Origin of the sequence: Paenibacillus sp. FSL F4-0236, assembly GCF_038000135.1 — a bacterium.
Classification (GTDB): Bacteria; Bacillota; Bacilli; order Paenibacillales; family Paenibacillaceae; genus Paenibacillus_AQ.
Genome location: NZ_JBBOBK010000001.1, coordinates 1,536,109 through 1,557,802, shown reverse-complemented (window position 1 = coordinate 1,557,802; position 21,694 = coordinate 1,536,109). Strand labels below are relative to the sequence as shown.

Genomic DNA, 21,694 nt, shown 5'->3' with positions numbered 1-21,694 from the left:
TTTAGAAGTAAAAGATAACTAGATAAAAAAGTATTGATCAAATATTGATTTTCCCTTAATAATCCTTCATCCCAATACTATCGAAACTGCACAATACACTAACAACAGTCCCATCAGTACATTAAATTGACTTCTATATTTAGATATCATTTTTTTGAAAAGAGAACCACACAAACACCAACAAAAAGTGCCCATATAACCGATGAAAGCAAGAATTAAAGAATAACTCAATAACCTAAAAGAGGAAGAAGGATAGGTAAGAATAAATGTTGATGTAACTGTGATCCCATATAATATCCCTTTCGGATTGATAAATTGTAAAAGCATTCCCGCAATAAAGCTATTGTGTTTATCTCCAGCTGCATCACTTTCTGGTTGTTTACTTGTAATCATTTTAACTGCTAAATACAGCATGTAGACTCCGCCTATTACAGCCATAATAGATTTAATTTGTGGAAGAAGATTATTCAAAAGTAGATTAAAGTAGGAACATAACAATATGATTATAAAAAATCCTGTACCCACTCCTAAACAAAATTTCATTGTTTTTTTCAGCCCAACTTGGTTTGCAAAACTCATTGCCATAATGTTATTGGGTCCCGGAGTAAAACTTGCAACAAATGCATATAAAAACAAAGAAACAAACACTAAATTATATCTCCCCTTCCAACTTGTATGCTATAATGTATCTATCAGACGTTATAACGTACATTCGTGCGTTTTATTGTATATCACGATCGTTATAAAGTAAATGGAGACAGGAGTAATTACAGTGGAAGAAATAAATCTAATTATTGCAGAAAATATAAAAAAGATAAGAAAAAGTAAAGAGTTAAGCCTGGAAAAGGTTGCCGAATTAACAGGAGTCAGCAAAACAATGATTGGTCAAATCGAAAGAGGGGAATCGACACCAACCATTACAACCCTTTGGAAAATCGCCAATGGCTTAAAAATTTCATTTTCTGCGCTGATAGATTACCCAAAGCCTGACACAAGAGTAATCTTAAGAAGTGACATTCAGCCACTGCTTGAAGATAACGGAAAATATCGAGTGTATCTATCTTTTCCATTTGAAGAAAGTAAACGGTTTGAAGGTTATACCGTGGAGATAGACAAGGGTGGATACCTTGATGCCAATTCTCATATGGAAGGTACCGAAGAATTAATCACCGTGTTTGACGGAGAATTGTCTTTCCGTGTCAATAACAATGAATACCTCTTGAAATCAGGTGATTCTATCACATTCCTCGCAGACAAACCCCATGTATATCATAATCCAGGACAAACAATAACCCGGTTAAGCATGATTTTATACTACCCCTCTTAGCAAAAAAATCCCAAGGCACTTGAGCCTTGGGACTACGTTCTCTATGATAGGGTTGCTAGATGAGTTAATATCCTTTTACAAAAAACAAGCCATCCTTTAGAAGAACTAAAGGATGGCTTGTTCGTAATGCTTAGAGCGCCGCAATCCGCTGCTGGATGCGTGGAAATAAGGCAAAGGCATTCTCGTAAAATACTTTCTCGTGGTGCTGCTCAGGGACAAGTCGGCGGACAAATTCCGCATACAGGTCAATAGGAGCGAGTGGCCAATCCGTGCCGAACAGCATTTTCTCATAGTGGTCGGAATACACCAGCGCCCGGCGAAAATGATCCATGAACAGAGGTTCATTCATGAACCGTTCAAAATGAGGCCGATCACCGACCACAAGACCGGACAAATCGGCATAGACGTTTGGATTTTTGGCCACCACTTCGGCGGCATCCATTACCCACGGATCGCCAAGATGGCAGATCATGAAATTCACATCACGTCGTTGAAACGCTAATTCGTCTACGGTAAGTGGATGTGCATACTTTAGCAATCCATTCATCGAGTACGTATCACCGGTATGAATGACCACAGGCGTGCCATACTTTTCTGCCAGATCATAGATCGGCGAATAGATTTTGTCATAAACGTAATGATGATAGTACCCGGCGTAGAGCTTAATACCAGCCACCTCCGGCGCTTGCAGCCGTGCCTCAATTCGGTCGAGCTCCTCCTGAGCATCCTTTCCTCCGAGCATGTTCGGATTGATCCCCACGCATTCCATTAAGAAAGGCGGCACAGTATCCTCCAAGTCAAGGCTCATCGGATTAGGGGAAGTAGAGTCAGGGAAAGCTCCCTTCGTCTGTTCCGTGACCCCCATTCCAATGCCGAGAACAACGTCGTTCTTATCAAACTCCGCTTTGAGCCCGGCAGCAGTGTAATCGACTTTGGAGAGATCCAGTGCTGTTTGATGAAAGCTGTCGATGTCCGACAGATGAATGTGAATATCAATGATCGGCATTTAAGATCTCCTTTTCGTCAGTAGGTCTAGCAAAGGTCAGCTTCAAAAGACTGCGGACATCCTCTGAATTCAGAGCGAGTTCTCCCATGATCAGGAAGGAGGGCTGTGTCCAAACGGTTTCTCCATTTAGAAGCGGAAGATGATGATGCACCCCGTGATTAAATACCTTATTGTTCACATACGCCGAGGCACTCTGATTCGGGTGACTGCTCACCATATGCAGCATATCCTTACGCGAAGATGCACCAATTCGCAATAGTCCCTTGGCCTCAAGATAGGTTTCAACCGTTCCTAATAAGAACTTGCCCTCCTTGGAGAATTCCATCCATCCTTCGGCATAGACTGGCGAAGGTTTGATATAATTCTCCTCCGACAACGAATAATTCGGCAGGGTCATTCCGCTGTCATTGGTCACCGAATGTAACACACAGAGCACAGGGACGCCGGGGAGCATAAGGTAATGCTGATTAACAACAATCCCTCGGTTCTTTTCCTGCTTCTCGATCGAAGTAGTGATACGTAATCCTTTCCAAACATTGCCCTGAACATCCCTTTGCTCGGTCCAAGCTGCGCTTCTTGGCTCCTCCAAACGACTAAATCCACCTATGCCTGAAATACCTACACCGAGTCCACCATGCCAAGGATTCCACCAGGAACGTGGTGCTGCTTCCGGGTAGGAGCTATCCAGCCATTCTTCTCCATGGTGCTTCAAGGAATGCACAACACTGCCGAAATCAGGAGCAGCTGCAATAGAAAGAACTCCGTTGCTCACAGTGTAAATAGGACCCGCTGGTCCCTCTTCTGTGCCACAGACAACGGCTGCTGTTTCCGTTTGAGGGAACCAGAGGCCTGTTCGCTCTTGAATACGATCCTCTCCACGATAGACGACTCGTACCTTCTGTCCTGATTGGCTGTGTTCTGAAGAAGATTCCGCTTCCTCAGGCGAGAGCTCAAAGCCCGCGGAGTGCAGATTCTGATCTCTTTGCAGCACCATCTCAGCGACTTTCTGCTCCTCTCCTCTATCCGTTAGTACATACAGCTCGAGGCTTCCATTAAGCGGAGTCATCTTTCGTTCGATAAACTCCGCATGAAGCGCCCCCGCCGCAAACGGATTTCCACCGCCGAGCGTTAATTCAAGATGATCATCCAACACCGGTGTGATCGGATCCAGCTGCTTCCGTGTAAAGGTGCGGAAATCCGACCACTTCAGGAAGGTGTTTAAAGCGAACACCAGCGTCTTTGTTCGTACGACATCTCCAGCAGAGATTTGACCAAGATTATGCTCCAGTCCAAGTGGATACTCCGGACGAAGCAGCTTCAGCGAAGGGTCCCAGCAAACGCCACATGTGACATTTTCTTCCTTGCTAAACAACCAATTTTCCGTAATTTGAGCGCTGTCCCAATAACTCGGATCACCCGAATAAGCATCGCCCATATCTACGTAATGCCCCTGATAAGGCAGGATGAGCCGTTTGCCAAAAAATCCGAAATTCGTTAGCAGATACATATCCTCTTCCAACGTTTGGTTACTAGTATTGCGTACCTCGCTATAAAACTCAGCAATTCCGTTTGCAAAGAGCTTAGCCACACTTTTTATCTCCAGACCCGGGAATTCATCCGATTCATAAAGGGTCTCTAGAACTTGGCCTTCTCCTTCGGAATAGATCTTTACTTCTTTAGCCTGTTTCTTCGAGAATTCTTCGGCGAATGGTTTACCTAACTTCGGATGGGTTAACCAGAAATTATGGCTCGAGCCGGGATATTCAATCCACATCCCATTGTCGTTATTATTAAGATGTACGGAATAGGCGCCGTTTACAGCCACCCACTGATCCCCGTTTTCCCCACCAAAGCGGCCATGTGTTCCTTTCATTAGCACAGATAATTTGCTGATGAAGGACACTGCCTTCTCTCCAGCCGGAACGGCCGTCACCTCAATATCCCGTGAATAAAGGCCATATGAATTTAGGGTAAAGGGTACTCGGATGGAAGCCTTACTTTTAGCTGGAACCGAGAAGCTTACTGTCCTATCCGCCCACGTCAAAAATTCTTCCTCTGGCAAATCAAAAGAAAATTCCGCTTCCGCTGCAAAATTATTCTCAACGTTCAAATATAACTCAGCGGGAAGACCCGGATACAGCTCACGCTTTGGCAACTCCATCATCATTTTTAGTGGGAATTTAGGAGCAACACCTATGCGGAACTCAGCGCGCTTGCCACCGATGATCCATTTGCTCATAACCACGGGGTGAGTCTTCTTATCGTTTTGCTCTTCACGAATCGGATCAAGCTCGAACTCACCTTCTACGATAACTGATTCTCCTGGCGCGAGTGTTGGTTCAGCAGACAAGGCAAAACGAATATTTTTGTCATTTTCGCCTTTGATCTCAATGGCCAGATCAGACGCCGAACGATTCTTGATGTGATAGCGAATCTTGTAGGTGGAACCGAAGACAAGATCGTGATCGTCAATCTCCGTGGAGATTTCATAGTCAGGTGTATCAAGAGCCGTCAGGCCGCGACCGGTCTTCTCGAATTCTGCACGTAAGGAGAGTTCTCCCTTTTGCCAAGTGTAATCGAAGAAATCAAAACCACGCTCCCGGCGACCATCCGGCTGAATGGGCAGTTCACGGGTACTATCTGCATACCAATCCAGCTGTTCAAAATAAGGAGCGAGTGCTTCCGTTTGCAGAACCGTCGGAATAAAGTTCATCAGATGAACGTAATCCTCATTTTTTTCCCAAAAGAATCCACATTTCTTATACATCGGTACGGCCTTCGTATTACCTGCCCAAGTAAACAGATCAAGACGTGGCCAGCCCGCTTCAATTGTTGTACGAACAGCGTTCAAAATCAGGTTACGTCCTACCTTGTATCCGTGATAATCAGGTCGTACATTCAACAATGGGACATACAAAGCTCCTTCGTCTTGACGGTAATGAGCAAAACTGCAGAAGCCGACCACTTCCTCGCCATCAACGGCGAGAAACACATTCAGGTTGGACGAGATTTCCATCTCGCGGCGTACTGTATCCTCTGTTCTCTGATTGGTGCCTCCACCCCAGCTTTCGTTGCTACGGTTCCACATTTCTGCAACCGCCTTAGCGTAAGAAGGATCATATTCTATAATGCGGATTTGTTCCGCTGTAGTCTTAACAGTCATGCTCTCAGCTCCTTCTCCCTCAAATAGAGTATGTATACAACTTTATTCAAATAACTCCTACGAGTTCTTATTATACTATTAATTGGAAGGCTGTTACGAGGTAAAAAACTCTTTCTCCTTATTTTCTACATAAAGCCACTGCCAGCAGAAAGCTGCAGAATAAAAAAGCTGTCGAGACTCCCTCGACAGCTTAGAATCTACTCTATGAGCGGCATTTCTATTTAACAACTCTCCACACGATCTGCTGATCTTTTTTTCAAATTCGCGATACCTACAATACCAATCAACAGCACGCAGAAAGAATAAGGAAATGCCATATTAGCGGTGTATAAAGCTGTGCCTATAACTGGACCTATGAATGATCCGCCACCTTGCAGGGCCGCAATAAAGGAAGCAACGCTTCTTTGCTCATGGTCTTGAACCGCCATTGAAGCACCCGCACTATAGCCGAGCAATGTGAAGCCGATGCCAATTCCCAAGAATGTAAAGTCCACATAAGCAAATCTGATAAACAATAACAAGCCTAGCAGACCCAAAGCCACAAATAATAGCCCTACGAGCAGCACCTTTTTAGGATGCCATTTGAGATATTTGCTGATCACAATTTGCGAGATCACCACCATTACTCCCGAGATAGCCAGACCCGTTCCAATTAACTGAGTGGCTTGCTGGGTACTGTATCCAAGGCTGTCTTGCACAAAAAATCCGATAGTAACCTGCACGATATTCAGAGCAAACGATAGCAATAGTCCAATCCATAAATAGAGGCGTATCCGTTTGTCATTGGGTGAAAGTGAAATCGCCTGCCGTTCGATCTCGATATTCTTTTCTTTAGGAATAAACACTAGAAATAATATAGCCAAGGTGAATAATAATATGGCTGCGGCGTACATTGGTGAGGTGAGTCCCAGCGAAGCCATTCCTCCGCTCATTGCAGGTCCTACTACGAAGCCAAGTCCATTGGCTGCACCGAATAATGCCATTCCCTGAGTACGGGTCTCTTTTGTACTCCAGCCCATAACATAAGCTTGTGCTAATGCCGGAATACCTCCAAAGAAAAAACCGGCGATTGCGCGAAGTATAAAGAAACTCCAAAATAGGCTTGTTTTACTCTCAGCATGTACTGCATAATCAGCCAGCAGTGCAAAAATGACTAGTGTTGCCATGTAGATGAACATAATCGAAGCGAGCAGCCATTTTCGGCTCATGAATGTTTGTTTTTCCCAGAAATATCCTCCGAGCAGCCAGCAAAGTCCCGCTACCGATACCAAACATCCTGATTGAAAATCACTAAGTCCCAAATTTCGAGCAAGCGGGCCAATAATCGGATTAAATGCGGCTATCGATATCATCCCTGTAAGTACGATTAGAAACATAATACCCAGTCTGTATTTCATGAAATTCCCTTCTCCTCTCAAGTAAACCTAAACAATATACGACTCATAATCGCTGTGTTCATGGTACTACGCCTGGAAGTCAGGCCTCTACCCGTTGGCGGATTACTTTACTGGTTATCGGGATTATTACTGGACACAAAAAAACTGCTCCTTAGAGCAGTTTAAGTGATAGCCTTTCAATCTACCGTCCCAATATTCTCCAAGTGCAATGAACTTTCGGAGCTAACGCCCGCTTCCGTACTCAGAGTAGTAAGTGCTTGTTTAAGATCCTCTTTATTCACATACACGTATGGACTCTTCCAAAGAGATTCCACATGTAAGGAATTGATATGATCTGGTTTGAGTTTAGGGAAGTTCAACAACCATTGCTGGAGATCTGCTTGTGGAATATCAGTCTTCACATTTTCACCGATGATGTCCAATACATTCCCCCATTGGGACACGCCTTGGAAATTCCCTAGCTTATCCAGAATCTGCTTAATTACTTGCTGCTGTCGATCATTGCGCTGAAAATCGGAGGATTCAGCCGTTCCTTGATTCGATTTGCGGTAACGCACAAAGTCAAGCACATGTTTGCCATCCAGCTTCTGCAAGCCCTTCTTTAAGTTGATGTTCGTTCCATCTGCCGAATCGATATATTTCATATCCATATCGACATCAATGGTTAGCCCGCCAAGCAAGTCCACCGTCTCCTTCAGCACATCAAAATTCACCACAACCATGTGATCAATTGGCAGACCTAATAAATTGCTGAAAAACTCTTTTGTATTAGGGATAGCTTCAGTTTTATCTTTTATGTAATGGTAAGCATAATAATAATTAGCTTTGCGAGAGGGCAACGATTTAGGTTTTAGCAACAAATCCCTCGGTATAGATAAGAAACTCGTCGACTTCGTGTCAGGATTGAAGCTGACAAGCATTAGCACATCGGTATTCATTACCCCACCACCACCGTCCCGACTATCTACCCCGGCAAGCAGAAAAATCATAGGTTCAACCGATACCGTCGCCTTTTTTTCCTCTGGGGCAGCGGTTGGCTGGACGTTGACTGGAGCAGCCATGCGCTCTATCGCGTTATCCGTCTTTTTGTATAAATACCCTGCATATACTCCAATTCCGATAATCGTTGCGCCTAAGACAAGTCCAATGCTCGTCAGAATTTTACGAGTTGTTGTCCATTTGCGTTTGTTAGTCATAATTCCCTCCACTCAGTTCCAGTAGCTTTTTCAATCCGTGCTTTCATCCTTATGGACTTTCACACTTAGCACTATGCCAATCGCAATCATATTAGTAAGTAACGAGCTACCTCCATAACTAATAAACGGCAAGGATATCCCCGTGAGGGGCAGCAATCCAAGATGCATTCCAAGGTTAACAGAAACTTGAAAGATAATCATGGCGATAAACCCGGTGACAACATATGCCCCTGCGCGATCCCTGCTTTCGAGTGCGATAAAGATCATTCGATAGACGAGCAATAAATATAGCATCAGCAAAATGGATGAACCTATAAAACCGTATTTTGCACCGATGACTACATAGATCGAATCGGAATACGCGTATGGAATATATCCTTTTCGCAAAAAAATACCTTCACTACCCGATAATCCACCGGAGCCAATGGCTATCATTGCGTTTTTGATATGCCAAGATTTATCGGGATCACTCTGCGGGTCCAAAAAAGCCTGAATTCGTGACAATTGATGGGGCTCGACAATCTTGGATAACAAATCGAAGTTGGCATAATAGAGCCATAGTATCGTGCCAATCGAAATGATCACCACACCGAGGATCAAGATCATATATAGAGCACGGATGTTACCTATCCAAAGCATACTAAGCAATATGCCCGCAAAAACGAGCGCTGTACCCAAATCGGGTTGATCCATGATCAAAATAAAAGGAATAAAAAAAACGAAACAAACCGGCACTAAATCTTGAAAAAAGCGAAGCTGCTGTCCTTCTCGTTTACCCAATAGATGAGCAATGAGCAGCACCGTACATATTTTTGCCAGTTCGGAGGGCTGGAGCTGAAAGCTTCCAATACTTAACCAACGCACGGCACCATTGAGGTTTTCCCCAACCAGCTTGACTAGCACAAGTAGACCAATACCCACACTATAAAAGAGATACGCTAACCAGCCTAATAGAATCTTATAATCTACCAATGCGATGAATAACATGGGTATGCAAAATAAAGCAAATAAATACAACGAACTGATGTAAAGACCATCTAACCGTGTATCCGTAGTCGCGCCATAAATAGCAACAGTACCAATACCAACTAGGCATGTTACGAGAAACAGTACGGATCTGTCCAGCTTTGCAATTTTGGTGGTGAGAAACATGATACAACCTCTATTTAATTTCTGTATTTTTCTTGTTGTAAAATGAGCATCATAAATAATCCGCCTGAGCACTAATACATCTTGTTTCAAGATGAAGCTGAAGTGCAGCGGATTATAAAGTGGAATGATTATCTCAGATCAAATTTGTCCTGATACGCCTTCTTCGATAACAGCTTTAATTTATCTTCACTCAGCGTATAAATATCCAGTCCGTTCCCCGCCTCGCCCAATGACCAGCCCAGCGCGAGTTCGTTATGGCCATCATCATCGACATCATAGAATCCGGCATAATCCAGACCATACCCAAACCCCTCAACCTCCGAAATCTTTTGCCACGCTTCATTTTCCTGCCTAAGCAGCATTGCTTTTATAGAAGAACCTTTGTTTTTGCTGTACTCATATACAACTACTGCTTCGTCGATACCGTCTCCATCCATATCCCCAAAAGAGATAGCATTATCCTCTTGTCCATCCAACGGAGTTATCAATTGAGCTTTGTCGGGAAGCCATTTGATAAATTCCTGGCTCGTTTTGTCTCGCTGCAGGCTTGCTTCTGATGATGGAGGCTTAATGAGCTCTCCTGGTGTTGCCGGCACTCCGCATCCTCCGAGCAAAAGTATCGTTGTTAACATAGCACCTATTGTTATGAATTTGCTCGGCATTTGGATCATCGACTCCTCGCTTGTCCGCATATATAGTATTTTATCTGTGAAAGAGATGAAAGTGGTTATGAAATAGTTAAATTTGAGCTCTATTTATATCGGCAAGTCAAATTGGACAATCGTCCCCTTGCCTAAAATACTGCTTATTCGCAGCTCGCCATGATGCAATGTAATGATCTGTTCCGAGATGGACAGTCCTAAACCGCTGCCTGACGCCTGTTGATCCCCTTTGTAGAATTTTCGCCGCACATTCTCTAAATCCGCTTCTGCGATGCCTGACCCAGTATCCTCAACTGTAATTACAACTTTCCCTGGAACCGTATGGGCAGTAATAAGAATTCGACCTGAGGAACTAGTGAATTTGAGCGAATTATCAATGAGATTAATCATGACTTGCTTCACACGATTCTCGTCAGCTTGAATGACAGGCAGATTCTCTTCTATTTTCACTTGAAGCAAGATGTCTTGTCGGGTTGCTCTAGGGGTGAGTTGTCTGCCAATATGCTGCAACAGCTCTGTTAGATCCACAGTTGTGAGGTGAATTGCGATTCTTCCGTTATCCAATTTGGAGAAATCCAATAATTCATCCACCATATGAGTTAACCTGTCACTTTCAGATTCAATGATATCTAGCCCATCATGAAACAGAGCCTGGTTACTCTCCCCACCCGCCTTCAAGGTGATTACCCAGCCTTTGATCGAGGTCAATGGCGTACGCAGTTCATGGGATACGGATGCGATAAAATCATTCTTAAGCTGTTCACTTTTCGAGATTCGACTGGCCATCATATTCAATGTATCTGCCAAGGAACCAAGCTCGTCTTGATAGCGCTTTTGTACTCTTATGCTAAAATCTCCTTCAGACATTTGGTCTGCTGCCTGTTTCAGATCTTTAATGGATCTGGTTATGGTCCAAGATAGTAATAATCCAAGCAAGGTGACAATACCAATCACGAGCAAACCTACCCCGATCAGCAAAACCGCAATTTGATTAACTGTATGTATCGTTTCCGTTAAGGAGGTAACAAACCTTACTTCCCCAACGATGTTACCTTTGGCTTGTAAAGGATAGGATACCGTAAAAATAGCTTCCTCGGTTACAGGGTCCTCACCCTTCCAACTGTCAGGCTGCCCTTGTATGGCTGCTTGCACATCCATATTATCTGTCATCGTAAAATCGCCTTGGATTCCATTAGAATCCTGCAACAGCCGACCTTCAGCATTAATAATCTGTACCTGTGCATCGGAATGGCTGGCAAAGCCCTTTAACAACCTATCCGATTGTGCCTCTAAATCCTCGTCGCTAAAATATTGCTGATAAAAAGAAGCCGACAGTTCTGCTTGATTCATCAGGGTTTGCTCTATATTATGAAAATAATAATAACGTACAGATAAATTAAGAATAATCTCAAGAATGAGCACAGTAAGACAGATCACTACAAAATAGCTTCCTACTAATCTTTTCTGAATACCCATTCTTCAACCATCCTTTCTAAAGCGGTATCCGAGCCCCCATACAGTCTCAATCCAATGCGGGTTAGAGGCATCCTCTTCAATCTTCTCTCTTAGCTTACGCACGTGAACATCTACTGTCTTCGGATCACCAATAAAATCCTCACCCCAAACCAGGTTCATTAATTCATTCCTAGATAGTGCTGTATCCGGATGCTCTAAAAAGGTCTTCATCAACTGGAATTCCTTCGGGGTTAATTCAATAATGTCATCGTGCTTAAACATCTTGTTCGAGTTCAAATCCAGGCGAATCGGTCCAGCTTGAAGGATAGTTTTTTGCGGTTTTAAAGCTGTTTCTGTACGACGCAATATCGCTTTGATCCGTGCCACCAGTTCTAATGGATTAAAAGGTTTCACAATGTAATCGTCGGCACCCATTTCAAGGCCATTGATTTTATCCAGATCTTGTCCTCTTGCTGTTAAAAAAATGATAATGACCCCAGGGTCCTGCTCTCTTAGCTTCCGGCAGATCTCAAACCCATTCAAATCCGGCAACATGATGTCCAGAACAATAACGTCTGGCCGGTTCGCCTCAAAGCTCTGCAATGCTGCTTCTCCACAAGCAGCCTCACTAACCACAAACCCACTATTTGTTAAATTGATAGCTATAAACCGTCTAATATTATCGTCATCTTCCACAATAAGTACTTGATTGCGTTCTACAGTGTTCATGCTCTTCCCCCCCTATAACCCAGTATTCAAACATGCAAAAAAAACAAAAAAACTCTCCCAGTAAAGAGAGAGTCTTGTCTCAGATCCCTGTAATTAAATCACAAGTGGATATTACTCTATATCGCTATGCTTGTCAAAAATCTAATCCAAATACACAGCCTTACCCGTTTGTGCAGATTCATAAATCGCTTCTAATATTTGCGAAACAACATATGCCTGTTCAGGTGTTACAACCGGGTCTTTATCCTGTTCAATAGCTTCGATCCACTTTCTTAATTCGATGTCAGGTGCACTTTCTGCTTTACCTTCATAGTAAGCCACGCCGCCTGCCCCAAGCTCAATTTTATTAGTGTACAGCTTGCTGAATTTCTCTCCGTTAATTCTAAGTCCATCCTTCATATCTGCACCTGCTTCAGTCCCGCTCAAGCTGCATTTCGCTTCATGCACATCCAGAGAATTGAGTGCCCAGCTCGCTTCCAGCATAATTGTAGCGCCATTCTCCATTACGACCATCCCAAAGGCTGAGTCCTCCACGGTGAACTTTTTAGGGTCCCAAGGTCCCCAAGCGTTGGCGGCCTCTTCTTTTTGAGACAGTTCGTGATATTTGGTGCCCAGCACGACTTTTGGTTTATAGTTATCCATCATCCACAGCGTTAGATCCAGCGCATGGGTTCCGATATCGATCAGAGGTCCTCCACCTTGCTTCTCTTCATCGAGGAATACTCCCCATGTCGGTACCGCTCTCCGTCTGATGGCGTGTGCTTTTGCAAAATAGATATGACCAAGCTCCCCGGACTCACATGCTTTTTTCAAATATAAGCTGTCTTCTCTGTAGCGGTTGTCATATCCAATGGTTAGTTTCTTGCCTGTACGTTTCGCTGCTTCCACCATTCGTTTGGCATCTGCTGCCGTCTTGGCCATTGGTTTTTCGCACATAACATGTTTTCCTGCTTCAAGGGCTGCAATTGAAATTTCTGCATGAGCATCATTCGGCGTAAGCACATGAATAATATCAATCGAATGATCTTTTAATAGTTCTGTGTAATCCGTATATACAGCAGCTTCGCTAGTACCGTATTTCTCCGCTGCTTCATCAGCACGTTCTTTAATAATGTCACAAAAAGCTACGATTTCCACTTTACTTTGCTTGCTCAAACTTGGAAGATGCTTGCCATTCGCAATTCCACCACATCCAATAATTCCTACGCGAAACACTTTACTCATATCTTTCACCCTCACTTCTAATTAGTTTGTTTTGTATTTCGATAAGTTGCTGGAGTCATGCCTAACCGCTTGCGGAAGACAATATGCAAATATGTAGCATTCGTAAACCCTTCCGTTTGAGCGATTTGTTCGATCGGACAATTGCTTTCTTCAAGCTTACGGCAGACCGCTTTCAACCTTATATCCTCAAGCGCCCTACTGAAAGATTGATCGGCGTTAACTTGTTTAAACACTCGCTGCAGCTGCCTTGAACTAATATTCAGCTTTTCAGCAACATTCTCCAAGGTAACAGCTCCTGAATAATTAGCTTCCATATATTGAATGGCGTATTGGTACCGATAAGTTGACATATCTCTAACAGGTGCTTCTGTTCGAATTCCACCTGCATCATACGCTCTTACTGCCTTTAATAAAATGCTGATTACGAGATGTTTAATGGAAGTGTAATATCCCGTTAGTTTACCTTCACAAACTTCATAGGCTTCAAGAAAACATTTCATAGCGCTGTGATAATCTTGCGCTGGAACTAGTGGTAGCTGCTTTAGCTTCTGAACACAGGTCTCAGCCTCCGCAACCTCCCAAGGATCAACCTCCTCTCTGATCTTCTCTTTGATGTCCACATGTAGACACAGTTCTTCCATAGAATCATCTGGATCCGCCTCTTGGCGGTGCATGACACCCGGTCCGGTTAAATAAAACATTCCCTCAGACAAGGGGTATTTTAAATCGCCAAGAGTCACTTCTCCCTTTCCTCTAGGAATAAAATGAAATTCGAATTCAGAATGATTATGGAAATCTATGACTCTTCCCGGCGGAAAAGAGGTCAAATGAAATCTAAGAACTGTTATCTCGTAATGTCCCCATTGGATTGAAATATCCAATCTTTCGAGCATATCATGCTTCTCAAACATCATCTCATAGGGAAAGTTACTCAATGTTAAATCCTCCTAACAGGTGGAGACCGGTTAAGCGTCTAGATCTGCTAACCGAATCATACGAGCTTCTTTAGCAGAACGATTCGCCGCCTCCATTAATCTCGTAAGCTCCACAGCAATTTGAACATTCTCGGTGGCGAAAGTATCCTTTTGGATATGATTAACCCACTGATGGAATGCGCTTTCACGATTAGCATGTAGCGCTACTTCTTTCCATCCTTCCTCTTTGTCAGCGGATTTGTTACTTCTAAGAAGAAGCTTATCCTCTGGTGTTCCGTAAAGAAGAGTCCCCTCGGTTCCATGTACCTCGATGGTAAACGGCGAATGACTATTCACGAAACCAGCCTCGACCACACCAATTGCTCCTGAATCCGTAAATAATGTTACCACTGCATTATCTTCTACTTCCTTGCCCGTTACATAACCAAAATTAGCACTTACACCGGTCACATCTTGACCTAAGAAAAGCTTCGTCAAATACATAGGATGACAGCCCAGATCAATCAAAGCTCCGCCACCACATTGTTCCAAGCTATAGAAATGATCGGGAAGCCAGTTTTCTGTAGCCCCATTATGAGATAAGCGAACTCTAACGTAAGTAATCTCTCCGAGCAGTTCTTGACTTAGAACTTCTTGAATCGTTAATGCGTATCCATCATTTAGACGTGGCAAGGATACGGTCAGCTTCACCTCGTTCTCTTCCACTGCGCTTATGATCTCTTCAACTTCTTTATGTGTGGGGGCAATTACTTTTTCCGTAAAAATATGTTTGCCCGCTTTAGCCGCAGCTACAATTACATCTCTGTGCACATTGGTCGGCGCATCCACTATGACGGCATCTATATCCTCTTGCGCAAGCAGGTCATCCAGTGATTCGAAAAAAGGAACATTTAAGCTTTCGGCAGCTTTTTTCCCACGCTCTGCATCTTCATCCCAAACTGCAGCCAATACAGTATCCTCATGTTCTTGAGCTTGCTTCGTATAGTCCCAAGCATGTACATGCCAATAGCTAATCTTACCAATTCTAATCGTCATTTGCTTGTGCCTCCCGTATATATGTTATTCTGACATCTACTAATAAAATATCACAGAACAAAACCCTTTATTAGTAGGAAAATGCGACATTATATATATAATATTACGACGCTATCGTTTCATATGGTGTACAATTTCCATTTAATCACTTCTTACATTACACAACCAAACCATATGATCGGAATCGGGTCCCCAATAATCTTTTACTACCTTATAAGGCTCCCCAAATTTACGCTTCCACTTGATTTGTGCACGTTTATAGCCACTGTCCAAACAAAATTGCTCGATCCCTTGTTCGTTTAGAAATATCATCATTTTCTTAATTAATGCCGAACCAATCCCTTGCCCCTGATAGCTTGGCAACACGTATAAACTCCCCAATTCCCCCAAATGATCCAACTGATGTTCTGCACAGATTTGAATAGTCTCACCACAGGGACCATAGGAAATCGTACCCACAACCTTCCCATTGATTTTAGCGATAAAGAAATAAATATCCGAGTTTGCCTGTTCCAGTGAAGATAGCGCCTTTTGCTTTTTATGATCGGTTTCACTTTGTATATCCTCTAGTAAGTGACCTAATCCTTCTTTGTTAAAGGCATCCGATATTGATTCTTCAAATACCCGGCATGTAGATACATAATCGCCCTCAGTGAGTGTACTAATAGTTAAATGTTTTGTCTCATTCATTATGTTGATCTCCTCTGCAATAATGTACTATAAACAATCAAGTTATGAGGTTTATATTCATAAGACAACTTTTACTGGAGGTCATCATGAATATAATTTCCTTTCTTCTCTATTGCATTGTAGTTACATGTTCACCCGGTCCTGCCAATATTGTTATTCTTTCTTCCGTGCAACATTCAGGGGCTAAGAAAACCATGCGGTATGTATACGGGGCTACGATGGCTTTTGGTCTATTGCTTATCCTTTCTACCTTGATGAATCGTGTTCTGGTGGAGGTCATCCCAAATATCCTGATCATTATGCAAGTCGTCGGAAGTATATATATGCTCTATCTTGCTTATAAAATCTTTAAAATGGGTGCAATGGAAGACAAGCCTAATCCAAATGCCAATTTTCGGTCGGGTTTACTTATGCAACTTGTGAATCCTAAAGTGCTCTTATTTACTTTAACAGTCATTCCCAGCTATGTAATGCCATTCTATACTTCTTCTCTCACCTTATTTATGTTTGTTATAATAATAACTGTGATCGGATTTTTTGCTTTTACGACATGGGTTGTATTTGGGGCAATCTTCAGAGCATTTCTGCAAAATCACCAAAAAGTTCTAAATACTCTGATGGCACTATTTTTAGTATACTCTGCCATTATGATATCGGGAATCCTATAAGTCGTGGAGGTTAAGAGCGTGGAGAAATTCAACTATAAAAAGTCAGCAGATATCCTAACATTGTCAGCTAGCATGAGTGATTTCACTTATAAAAAACATTGCCATGAGGAATACGCAATCGGTGTCACCTTACGTGGCATTCAGCAATATAACCTTGATGGTAGCTTGCAATCCTCTCATAAAAATGGCGTAATGCTATTTAATCCCGAGCAAACGCATGACGGCAATTCATATGATAAAGCAGGTATTGATTATGTCATGCTATATATCAAACCAACCTTGATACAAGAGATCCTTGGAAAAAAAGAACTTCGCTTCGCCTCTCCCATTCTATACGATGACAAATTGGCACAGTGCATATTAGCGCTAAGTCATGCCATCCAGAATGGCAAAGAGGAGTCCTTGTGCAGTGAGCTGTTGTTAAACCTGGTTCATGTAGTATCTAATACTGAACTAGTTACAGAGCACAGGATAAATAATAAATTTGTCAAAAAAGCAAAGGAAATGATGTACTGCAGTTTAGAACATGTACTAAAACTAGATGATCTCTGTAAAGAGTTTGGACTTTCCAAATATCAATTTATCCGAGAGTTTAAGACACATACAGGAATATCACCTTATCAATTCTTCTTGAATTGCAAGGTAGAGCATGCCAAACAGTCCATTGAGAAAACTAAGGATATCTATGCCGCTGTAGTAGATTGTGGATTTGTGGATTTAACTCATTTGAACCGGCATTTTAAAAGCGTGTTTGGCATAACCGCACATGAATACAGGTTACAACTGCATTGAGCAGAAGTAACCTGTATTCATCATGATTTATAAAATTTGACCATCCACCATTGTCCAACACACTTTAAATTCATCATCCAAGAGGACCAGATCAGCATCAAAGCCGGATGTTATTGTCCCCTTTTGTTGAAGTCCAAGAATATTGGCCGGCGTAGTTGAAGCCATCTTTACGGCGTCTACCAATGGAATTCCAGTTTCGACAGTATAACGTAAGGCTTCATTCATAGTCACTGTGCTTGAAGCTAGCGTTCCATCCTTCAGTCTCGCTACCCCCTCGGATACCGTAACATGATGGCCTCCAAACATATAATCCCCATCACCTAATCCCATAGCTTGCAGTGCATCTGTAATCAAGACCATTCCTTCTGGTCCTTTCAAGGTATGCATTAATCGAATAATTGCAGGATGCAGATGGACGTTGTCCACAATCGCTTGAAGACTTACATGCTTCTCTTCAAAAGCAGCCACAATTACCCCTGGATCTCGATGATGGATAGGCCGCATGCCATTAAAACAATGCGTAACATGACTTGCCCCCGACGCAAAGGCTTGTTTAGCTTCTTCATATGTGGCATCCGAATGAGCGATGGCTATAACTACACCCTTTTCTTTCAAAAAGGAAATGAGCTCCATCCCTCCCGGCAACTCCGGAGCGATTGTAACCATCTTAATGAGTGAACCCGCCTCTTCAAAAATCAGGTTCATTTCCTCTAAGTTGGGGTGGCGTAGATACTTTTCGTTCTGCATTCCTTTTCGCTTCGGATTCAAGTAAGGTCCTTCTAAATGAATACCTGCGATCTTTGCGCCCACTTCATGTCCAATCACACGCTTGACACTACGAATCATTTCTAAAAGATCTTCTAGCGTAGAACTCACGGAGGTAGCCAAAAATGAGGTACAGCCAGATGAAGCACAAGCACTTGAGACCTCTTGAATACTCTTTTCCGTACCGTCCATCATATCGAAGCCATTGGCGCCATGAATATGAACATCTATCATCCCGGGTACTAATAATTGGCCACCACCGTCAATCCGTTCATGTTGTCCCTCTGGAATCGAAAGATCCTCTGTATCTATCTTTATAATTTTCCCTTCAGAAATCCACACATTAGCCGCTGGGACAATACGATTCTGAAGCGCCACTTGTACATTTTGCAGAATATAAGACATAAATATCCTCCTCTGTTTTGTTATCAGTCTTGCTCTCGAGCCTCTTCAGTTTCTTCTGGACATTCAATCACTGTGATGTTCTTCTGATCTAGAATTTCTCTGATCTCACTGGGGAGTTCCCGATCGGTAATTAGAATGTCAACGAACTCAAAGTCTAGACGGAAAAATGATTTGCCAATAAATTTGGTGTGATCAGCCACTAAGATGACTTGATCTGATCTTCGGGCCATTTCTCTCTTCACCCGCACATCTTCTTCATATGGATAATAGAGTCCATCAGCACGGATCGCGGATGCTCCAATAAAGGCTTTATTAGCACGGATTTCACTAAGTTTATCGATAATAGAAGGGCCATATAACAAGCGGTTTTTCACATTCAAGTAACCACCAAGAACATAAATTTGCAGATCCTCCCGCTGTGACAAGATCCCTACGTTATCAATCGAGTGCGTGACAACCGTAATATCCTTCGCGCTGATCTGTTCTGCTACAAACTGCACAGTGGTTGATACATCTAAAATCACAGTCTCATGATCTTGGATAAGCTGCGCCGCAGCCTTCCCTATCCTCTGCTTACTCTCAGATTCATCGATCAATCGATCCTGATAAGATAACAATTCTTTTTGTAACTCAGGTAACGATACCCCTCCATGCGTTCGGATCACAACACCTTCTTGTACTAATCTAACAATATCCCTACGTGCGGTATCTCTGGATACATCAAATTGCGTACAGATCTCTTGAACACTCATCGATTGGTGTTGTTTCAAATATTCGAGTATTTTTAACAATCTCTCCTCTTGAAACATCATGTATGCACCTCCTAAAGTCATCATAAGTTATTAAGTAAGTATTTGCAAGTATTAAATACGTAATTATAAGTATATGTAAGTATTTTCGCAACTTATCTTCATTGATATTCGCAAAAAAGACGTTAGCCAGATGAATGTACATCCGTTAACGTCCTTCAATTCACTTCATAGTGCGATTCCAACTCTTTTGGATCTTTCGAATAAAAACGATTTGCCCCACGTGATACGCGTTATGTGTTGTCACATTGCCTATTACTTCCCACCACTGACTGCCTTGGAATTCTTGAACATCGGCATCCAATTGTTCCTTTGTAATCAGTTCCTGCCAACGTAAAAGAACTTCTAAGAGTTGTTGTTGAAGCTCTTGGAACGTTACTCCTTCTGCAACGACAAAGGTATTATTGTTATCCACTGAAGGAACCGCATGGACACTCTTTTCTTTATACCTTGTTTGCCAAGTTTCATTCCAGTAGAGCAGATGCTGCACTATCTCAGCAATACTATTGCTTTCTTCCGTTACTTTCCAAAATGCTTCTTCTTCTCTTAAGTCTTTTACGGCTACCTCAAAGGGCACATACCAACTTGGATCATTCGCATTAGCTAGCAACTGGTTAGCCAGAACATCATATGCATGAAACATTCTTACTTCACCTCATTATTTAGATCATTATCAGCAAATCAAGTGCCGCAGAAGGTTCGATATGGACGTGCTGATTCCTCAGGTAGTGCCGAGTATTCATCCTGTTCAGGGGAATACGCGTAAGGATTGGAAAGGGCTTTAAGCAATCGCTCCATCACACTGTAATCTTCCTGTTGTACTGCCGCTTGGAGCGCTTCTTCTACCCTGTGGTTCCGCGGAATGATCGCAGGATTACTATTGCGCATTAGCTGCAGCGAAACCTCTTTCGATTGCTGCTGTCTGCTAAGTCTAGCCTGCCATAACTCTTGCCACTTCGTAAATTCCGCTGCACCAAACAGAGCGGTTTCTTCCAGCTTCTCTAAAGTTAGGGCACAGAAGGTATTGGTATAGTCTGCCCGATATTTCTGCATCAAATCTAGCAGATCCTCAATTAGCGCTACATCCTCTACCTCTTCGTTGAAGATTCCGAGCTTCGCCCTCATACCTGAGAGCCAGTGATGGTAAGACCGCTCTTTAAAATCTGCAATTTCCTCTTCAGCGAGCTGAATCGCCTGTTCTTGATCATCAGCCAGCAATGGAAGGAGAGTCTCCGCGAATCTCGCGAGATTCCAAGAGGCAATACCCGGTTGATTGCCATAAGCATAACGACCCTGCTGGTCAATGGAACTGAATACCGTTTCTGGATGATACACATCCATGAAGGCGCAAGGACCATAATCAATCGTTTCTCCGCTAAGCGCCATGTTGTCGGTGTTCATTACTCCGTGAATAAATCCTACCAGCTGCCACTTGGCAATTAATTCAGCCTGACGTCCAATCACTTCCCGAAGCAGGAAAAGATAACGATTCTCTTGAGAAACAGCTTCCGGATAATGTCTTTGTAATGTGTAATCTGCCAGAGTACGGACATCCTCAACAGTACCCCACGCTGCAACATATTGAAAGGTGCCCACCCGTAGATGACTTGCAGCAACTCGGGTCAGAATAGCACCAGGCTGCTCTGTTTCTCGAATGATCGTTTCTCCAGTAGTTACCACTGCCAAGCTGCGAGTGGTAGGAATACCCAAACCATGCATGGCTTCGCTGATGATATATTCACGAAGCATCGGTCCAAGTCCGGCTCGGCCATCGCCACCACGAGAATATGGTGTTCTTCCCGCGCCCTTAAGCTGAATGTCTACGCGTTCACCTTGGGGTATGATCTGCTCACCAATCAGCGCAGCTCGGCCGTCACCTAACATGGTAAAATGTCCGAATTGATGTCCAGCATACGCTTGAGCAAGCGTTACAGTACCTTCAGGGACTTCATTGCCTGCAAGATTCTGAACACCCTCCTTACTATGTAGTGCTGTGCTATTCAGCCCTAAGGCAGTAGCCAATGTTTCATTTAAAATAACTAACTCCGGCTTACGCACAGGAGTTGGTTTGATCCTTGTAAACATGGATTCCGGCAGATGAGCATAACTGTTCTCAAAGTTCCATCCTATATCTATCTTCTCCGTCATAATATCTCCTTTTTATACCATCAGTCTATGCCTTTATGATCTCAGAATAAGTTATGTTAAAATTTAATGCAAATCTTCGCAATAACAAATACCCTTACAGAATAGATAAAAAGACCGCCCAGTCTCCTGCCATTCA

Annotated in this window: 20 protein-coding genes; 3 read left to right on the top strand and 17 right to left on the bottom strand. The window is 43.0% G+C overall.

The window, feature by feature from the left end; translation table 11 throughout:
* Nucleotides 1-66 precede the first annotated feature (66 nt).
* A complete protein-coding gene (locus tag NSQ29_RS07065) occupies nucleotides 67-648 on the bottom strand; it encodes a LysE family transporter (RefSeq protein ID WP_341124676.1) in 582 nt (193 codons plus the stop codon).
* Nucleotides 649-772: 124 nt separating this feature from the next.
* Between NSQ29_RS07065 and NSQ29_RS07060 the strand changes: the two genes are divergently transcribed.
* A complete protein-coding gene (locus tag NSQ29_RS07060; RefSeq protein ID WP_076299323.1) occupies nucleotides 773-1,327 on the top strand; it encodes a helix-turn-helix domain-containing protein in 555 nt (184 codons plus the stop codon).
* A gap of 130 nt (nucleotides 1,328-1,457) precedes the next feature.
* Here the strand turns inward: NSQ29_RS07060 and NSQ29_RS07055 are convergent, their stop codons facing one another.
* The 12 genes from NSQ29_RS07055 to NSQ29_RS07000 form a co-directional block, all read right to left on the bottom strand.
* The gene (locus tag NSQ29_RS07055; protein ID WP_341124674.1) at nucleotides 1,458-2,333 is read right to left on the bottom strand and encodes an amidohydrolase family protein; all 876 of its coding nucleotides are present in this window, start codon (nucleotides 2,331-2,333) and stop codon (nucleotides 1,458-1,460) included.
* Entirely contained in the window at nucleotides 2,320-5,496 is a 3,177-nt protein-coding gene (locus NSQ29_RS07050; protein WP_341124673.1) for a GNAT family N-acetyltransferase, read from the bottom strand. The genes NSQ29_RS07055 and NSQ29_RS07050 overlap by 14 nt, the downstream gene beginning before the upstream one ends.
* A gap of 221 nt (nucleotides 5,497-5,717) precedes the next feature.
* Entirely contained in the window at nucleotides 5,718-6,893 is a 1,176-nt protein-coding gene (locus tag NSQ29_RS07045; protein WP_341124672.1) for an MFS transporter, read from the bottom strand.
* A 176-nt stretch (nucleotides 6,894-7,069) separates the two neighbouring features.
* Nucleotides 7,070-8,089: an LCP family protein gene (locus NSQ29_RS07040; protein ID WP_042189704.1), complete on the bottom strand. Its 1,020-nt coding sequence runs from the start codon at nucleotides 8,087-8,089 to the stop codon at nucleotides 7,070-7,072.
* A 30-nt stretch (nucleotides 8,090-8,119) separates the two neighbouring features.
* Complete coding sequence (locus NSQ29_RS07035) at nucleotides 8,120-9,241, bottom strand: FtsW/RodA/SpoVE family cell cycle protein (protein ID WP_341124671.1); 1,122 nt, start codon at nucleotides 9,239-9,241, stop codon at nucleotides 8,120-8,122.
* A gap of 128 nt (nucleotides 9,242-9,369) precedes the next feature.
* Complete coding sequence (locus tag NSQ29_RS07030) at nucleotides 9,370-9,903, bottom strand: hypothetical protein (RefSeq protein ID WP_149646979.1); 534 nt, start codon at nucleotides 9,901-9,903, stop codon at nucleotides 9,370-9,372.
* A 93-nt stretch (nucleotides 9,904-9,996) separates the two neighbouring features.
* On the bottom strand, nucleotides 9,997-11,379 hold the full coding sequence (locus tag NSQ29_RS07025) for a sensor histidine kinase (RefSeq protein WP_341060180.1): 1,383 nt from the start codon (nucleotides 11,377-11,379) through the stop codon (nucleotides 9,997-9,999).
* 3 nt (nucleotides 11,380-11,382) lie between these two features.
* The gene (locus NSQ29_RS07020; protein WP_042189714.1) at nucleotides 11,383-12,087 is read right to left on the bottom strand and encodes a response regulator transcription factor; all 705 of its coding nucleotides are present in this window, start codon (nucleotides 12,085-12,087) and stop codon (nucleotides 11,383-11,385) included.
* A gap of 141 nt (nucleotides 12,088-12,228) precedes the next feature.
* A complete protein-coding gene (locus NSQ29_RS07015; protein ID WP_042189716.1) occupies nucleotides 12,229-13,311 on the bottom strand; it encodes a Gfo/Idh/MocA family protein in 1,083 nt (360 codons plus the stop codon).
* A 17-nt stretch (nucleotides 13,312-13,328) separates the two neighbouring features.
* Nucleotides 13,329-14,246 carry a helix-turn-helix domain-containing protein gene (locus NSQ29_RS07010; RefSeq protein ID WP_341124669.1) on the bottom strand — a complete coding sequence of 306 codons (918 nt, stop codon included), beginning with the start codon at nucleotides 14,244-14,246 and terminating at the stop codon, nucleotides 13,329-13,331.
* Between the two features lie 30 nt (nucleotides 14,247-14,276).
* Nucleotides 14,277-15,281 carry a Gfo/Idh/MocA family protein gene (locus NSQ29_RS07005; protein ID WP_076286539.1) on the bottom strand — a complete coding sequence of 335 codons (1,005 nt, stop codon included), beginning with the start codon at nucleotides 15,279-15,281 and terminating at the stop codon, nucleotides 14,277-14,279.
* Nucleotides 15,282-15,422: 141 nt separating this feature from the next.
* Entirely contained in the window at nucleotides 15,423-15,971 is a 549-nt protein-coding gene (locus NSQ29_RS07000; protein WP_081382842.1) for a GNAT family N-acetyltransferase, read from the bottom strand.
* Nucleotides 15,972-16,057: 86 nt separating this feature from the next.
* Between NSQ29_RS07000 and NSQ29_RS06995 the strand changes: the two genes are divergently transcribed.
* Entirely contained in the window at nucleotides 16,058-16,639 is a 582-nt protein-coding gene (locus NSQ29_RS06995) for a LysE family translocator (protein ID WP_076299331.1), read from the top strand.
* Between the two features lie 18 nt (nucleotides 16,640-16,657).
* The gene (locus tag NSQ29_RS06990) at nucleotides 16,658-17,431 is read left to right on the top strand and encodes an AraC family transcriptional regulator (RefSeq protein WP_341124668.1); all 774 of its coding nucleotides are present in this window, start codon (nucleotides 16,658-16,660) and stop codon (nucleotides 17,429-17,431) included.
* 27 nt (nucleotides 17,432-17,458) lie between these two features.
* Here the strand turns inward: NSQ29_RS06990 and nagA are convergent, their stop codons facing one another.
* The 4 genes from nagA to NSQ29_RS06970 form a co-directional block, all read right to left on the bottom strand.
* The gene (nagA, locus tag NSQ29_RS06985; protein WP_341124667.1) at nucleotides 17,459-18,601 is read right to left on the bottom strand and encodes an N-acetylglucosamine-6-phosphate deacetylase; all 1,143 of its coding nucleotides are present in this window, start codon (nucleotides 18,599-18,601) and stop codon (nucleotides 17,459-17,461) included.
* A 23-nt stretch (nucleotides 18,602-18,624) separates the two neighbouring features.
* On the bottom strand, nucleotides 18,625-19,410 hold the full coding sequence (locus NSQ29_RS06980; RefSeq protein ID WP_341060311.1) for a DeoR/GlpR family DNA-binding transcription regulator: 786 nt from the start codon (nucleotides 19,408-19,410) through the stop codon (nucleotides 18,625-18,627).
* Between the two features lie 163 nt (nucleotides 19,411-19,573).
* On the bottom strand, nucleotides 19,574-20,053 hold the full coding sequence (locus NSQ29_RS06975) for a DinB family protein (protein WP_339797090.1): 480 nt from the start codon (nucleotides 20,051-20,053) through the stop codon (nucleotides 19,574-19,576).
* A gap of 38 nt (nucleotides 20,054-20,091) precedes the next feature.
* On the bottom strand, nucleotides 20,092-21,558 hold the full coding sequence (locus NSQ29_RS06970; protein ID WP_341124666.1) for a protein adenylyltransferase SelO: 1,467 nt from the start codon (nucleotides 21,556-21,558) through the stop codon (nucleotides 20,092-20,094).
* Between the last annotated feature and the right edge of the window lie 136 nt (nucleotides 21,559-21,694).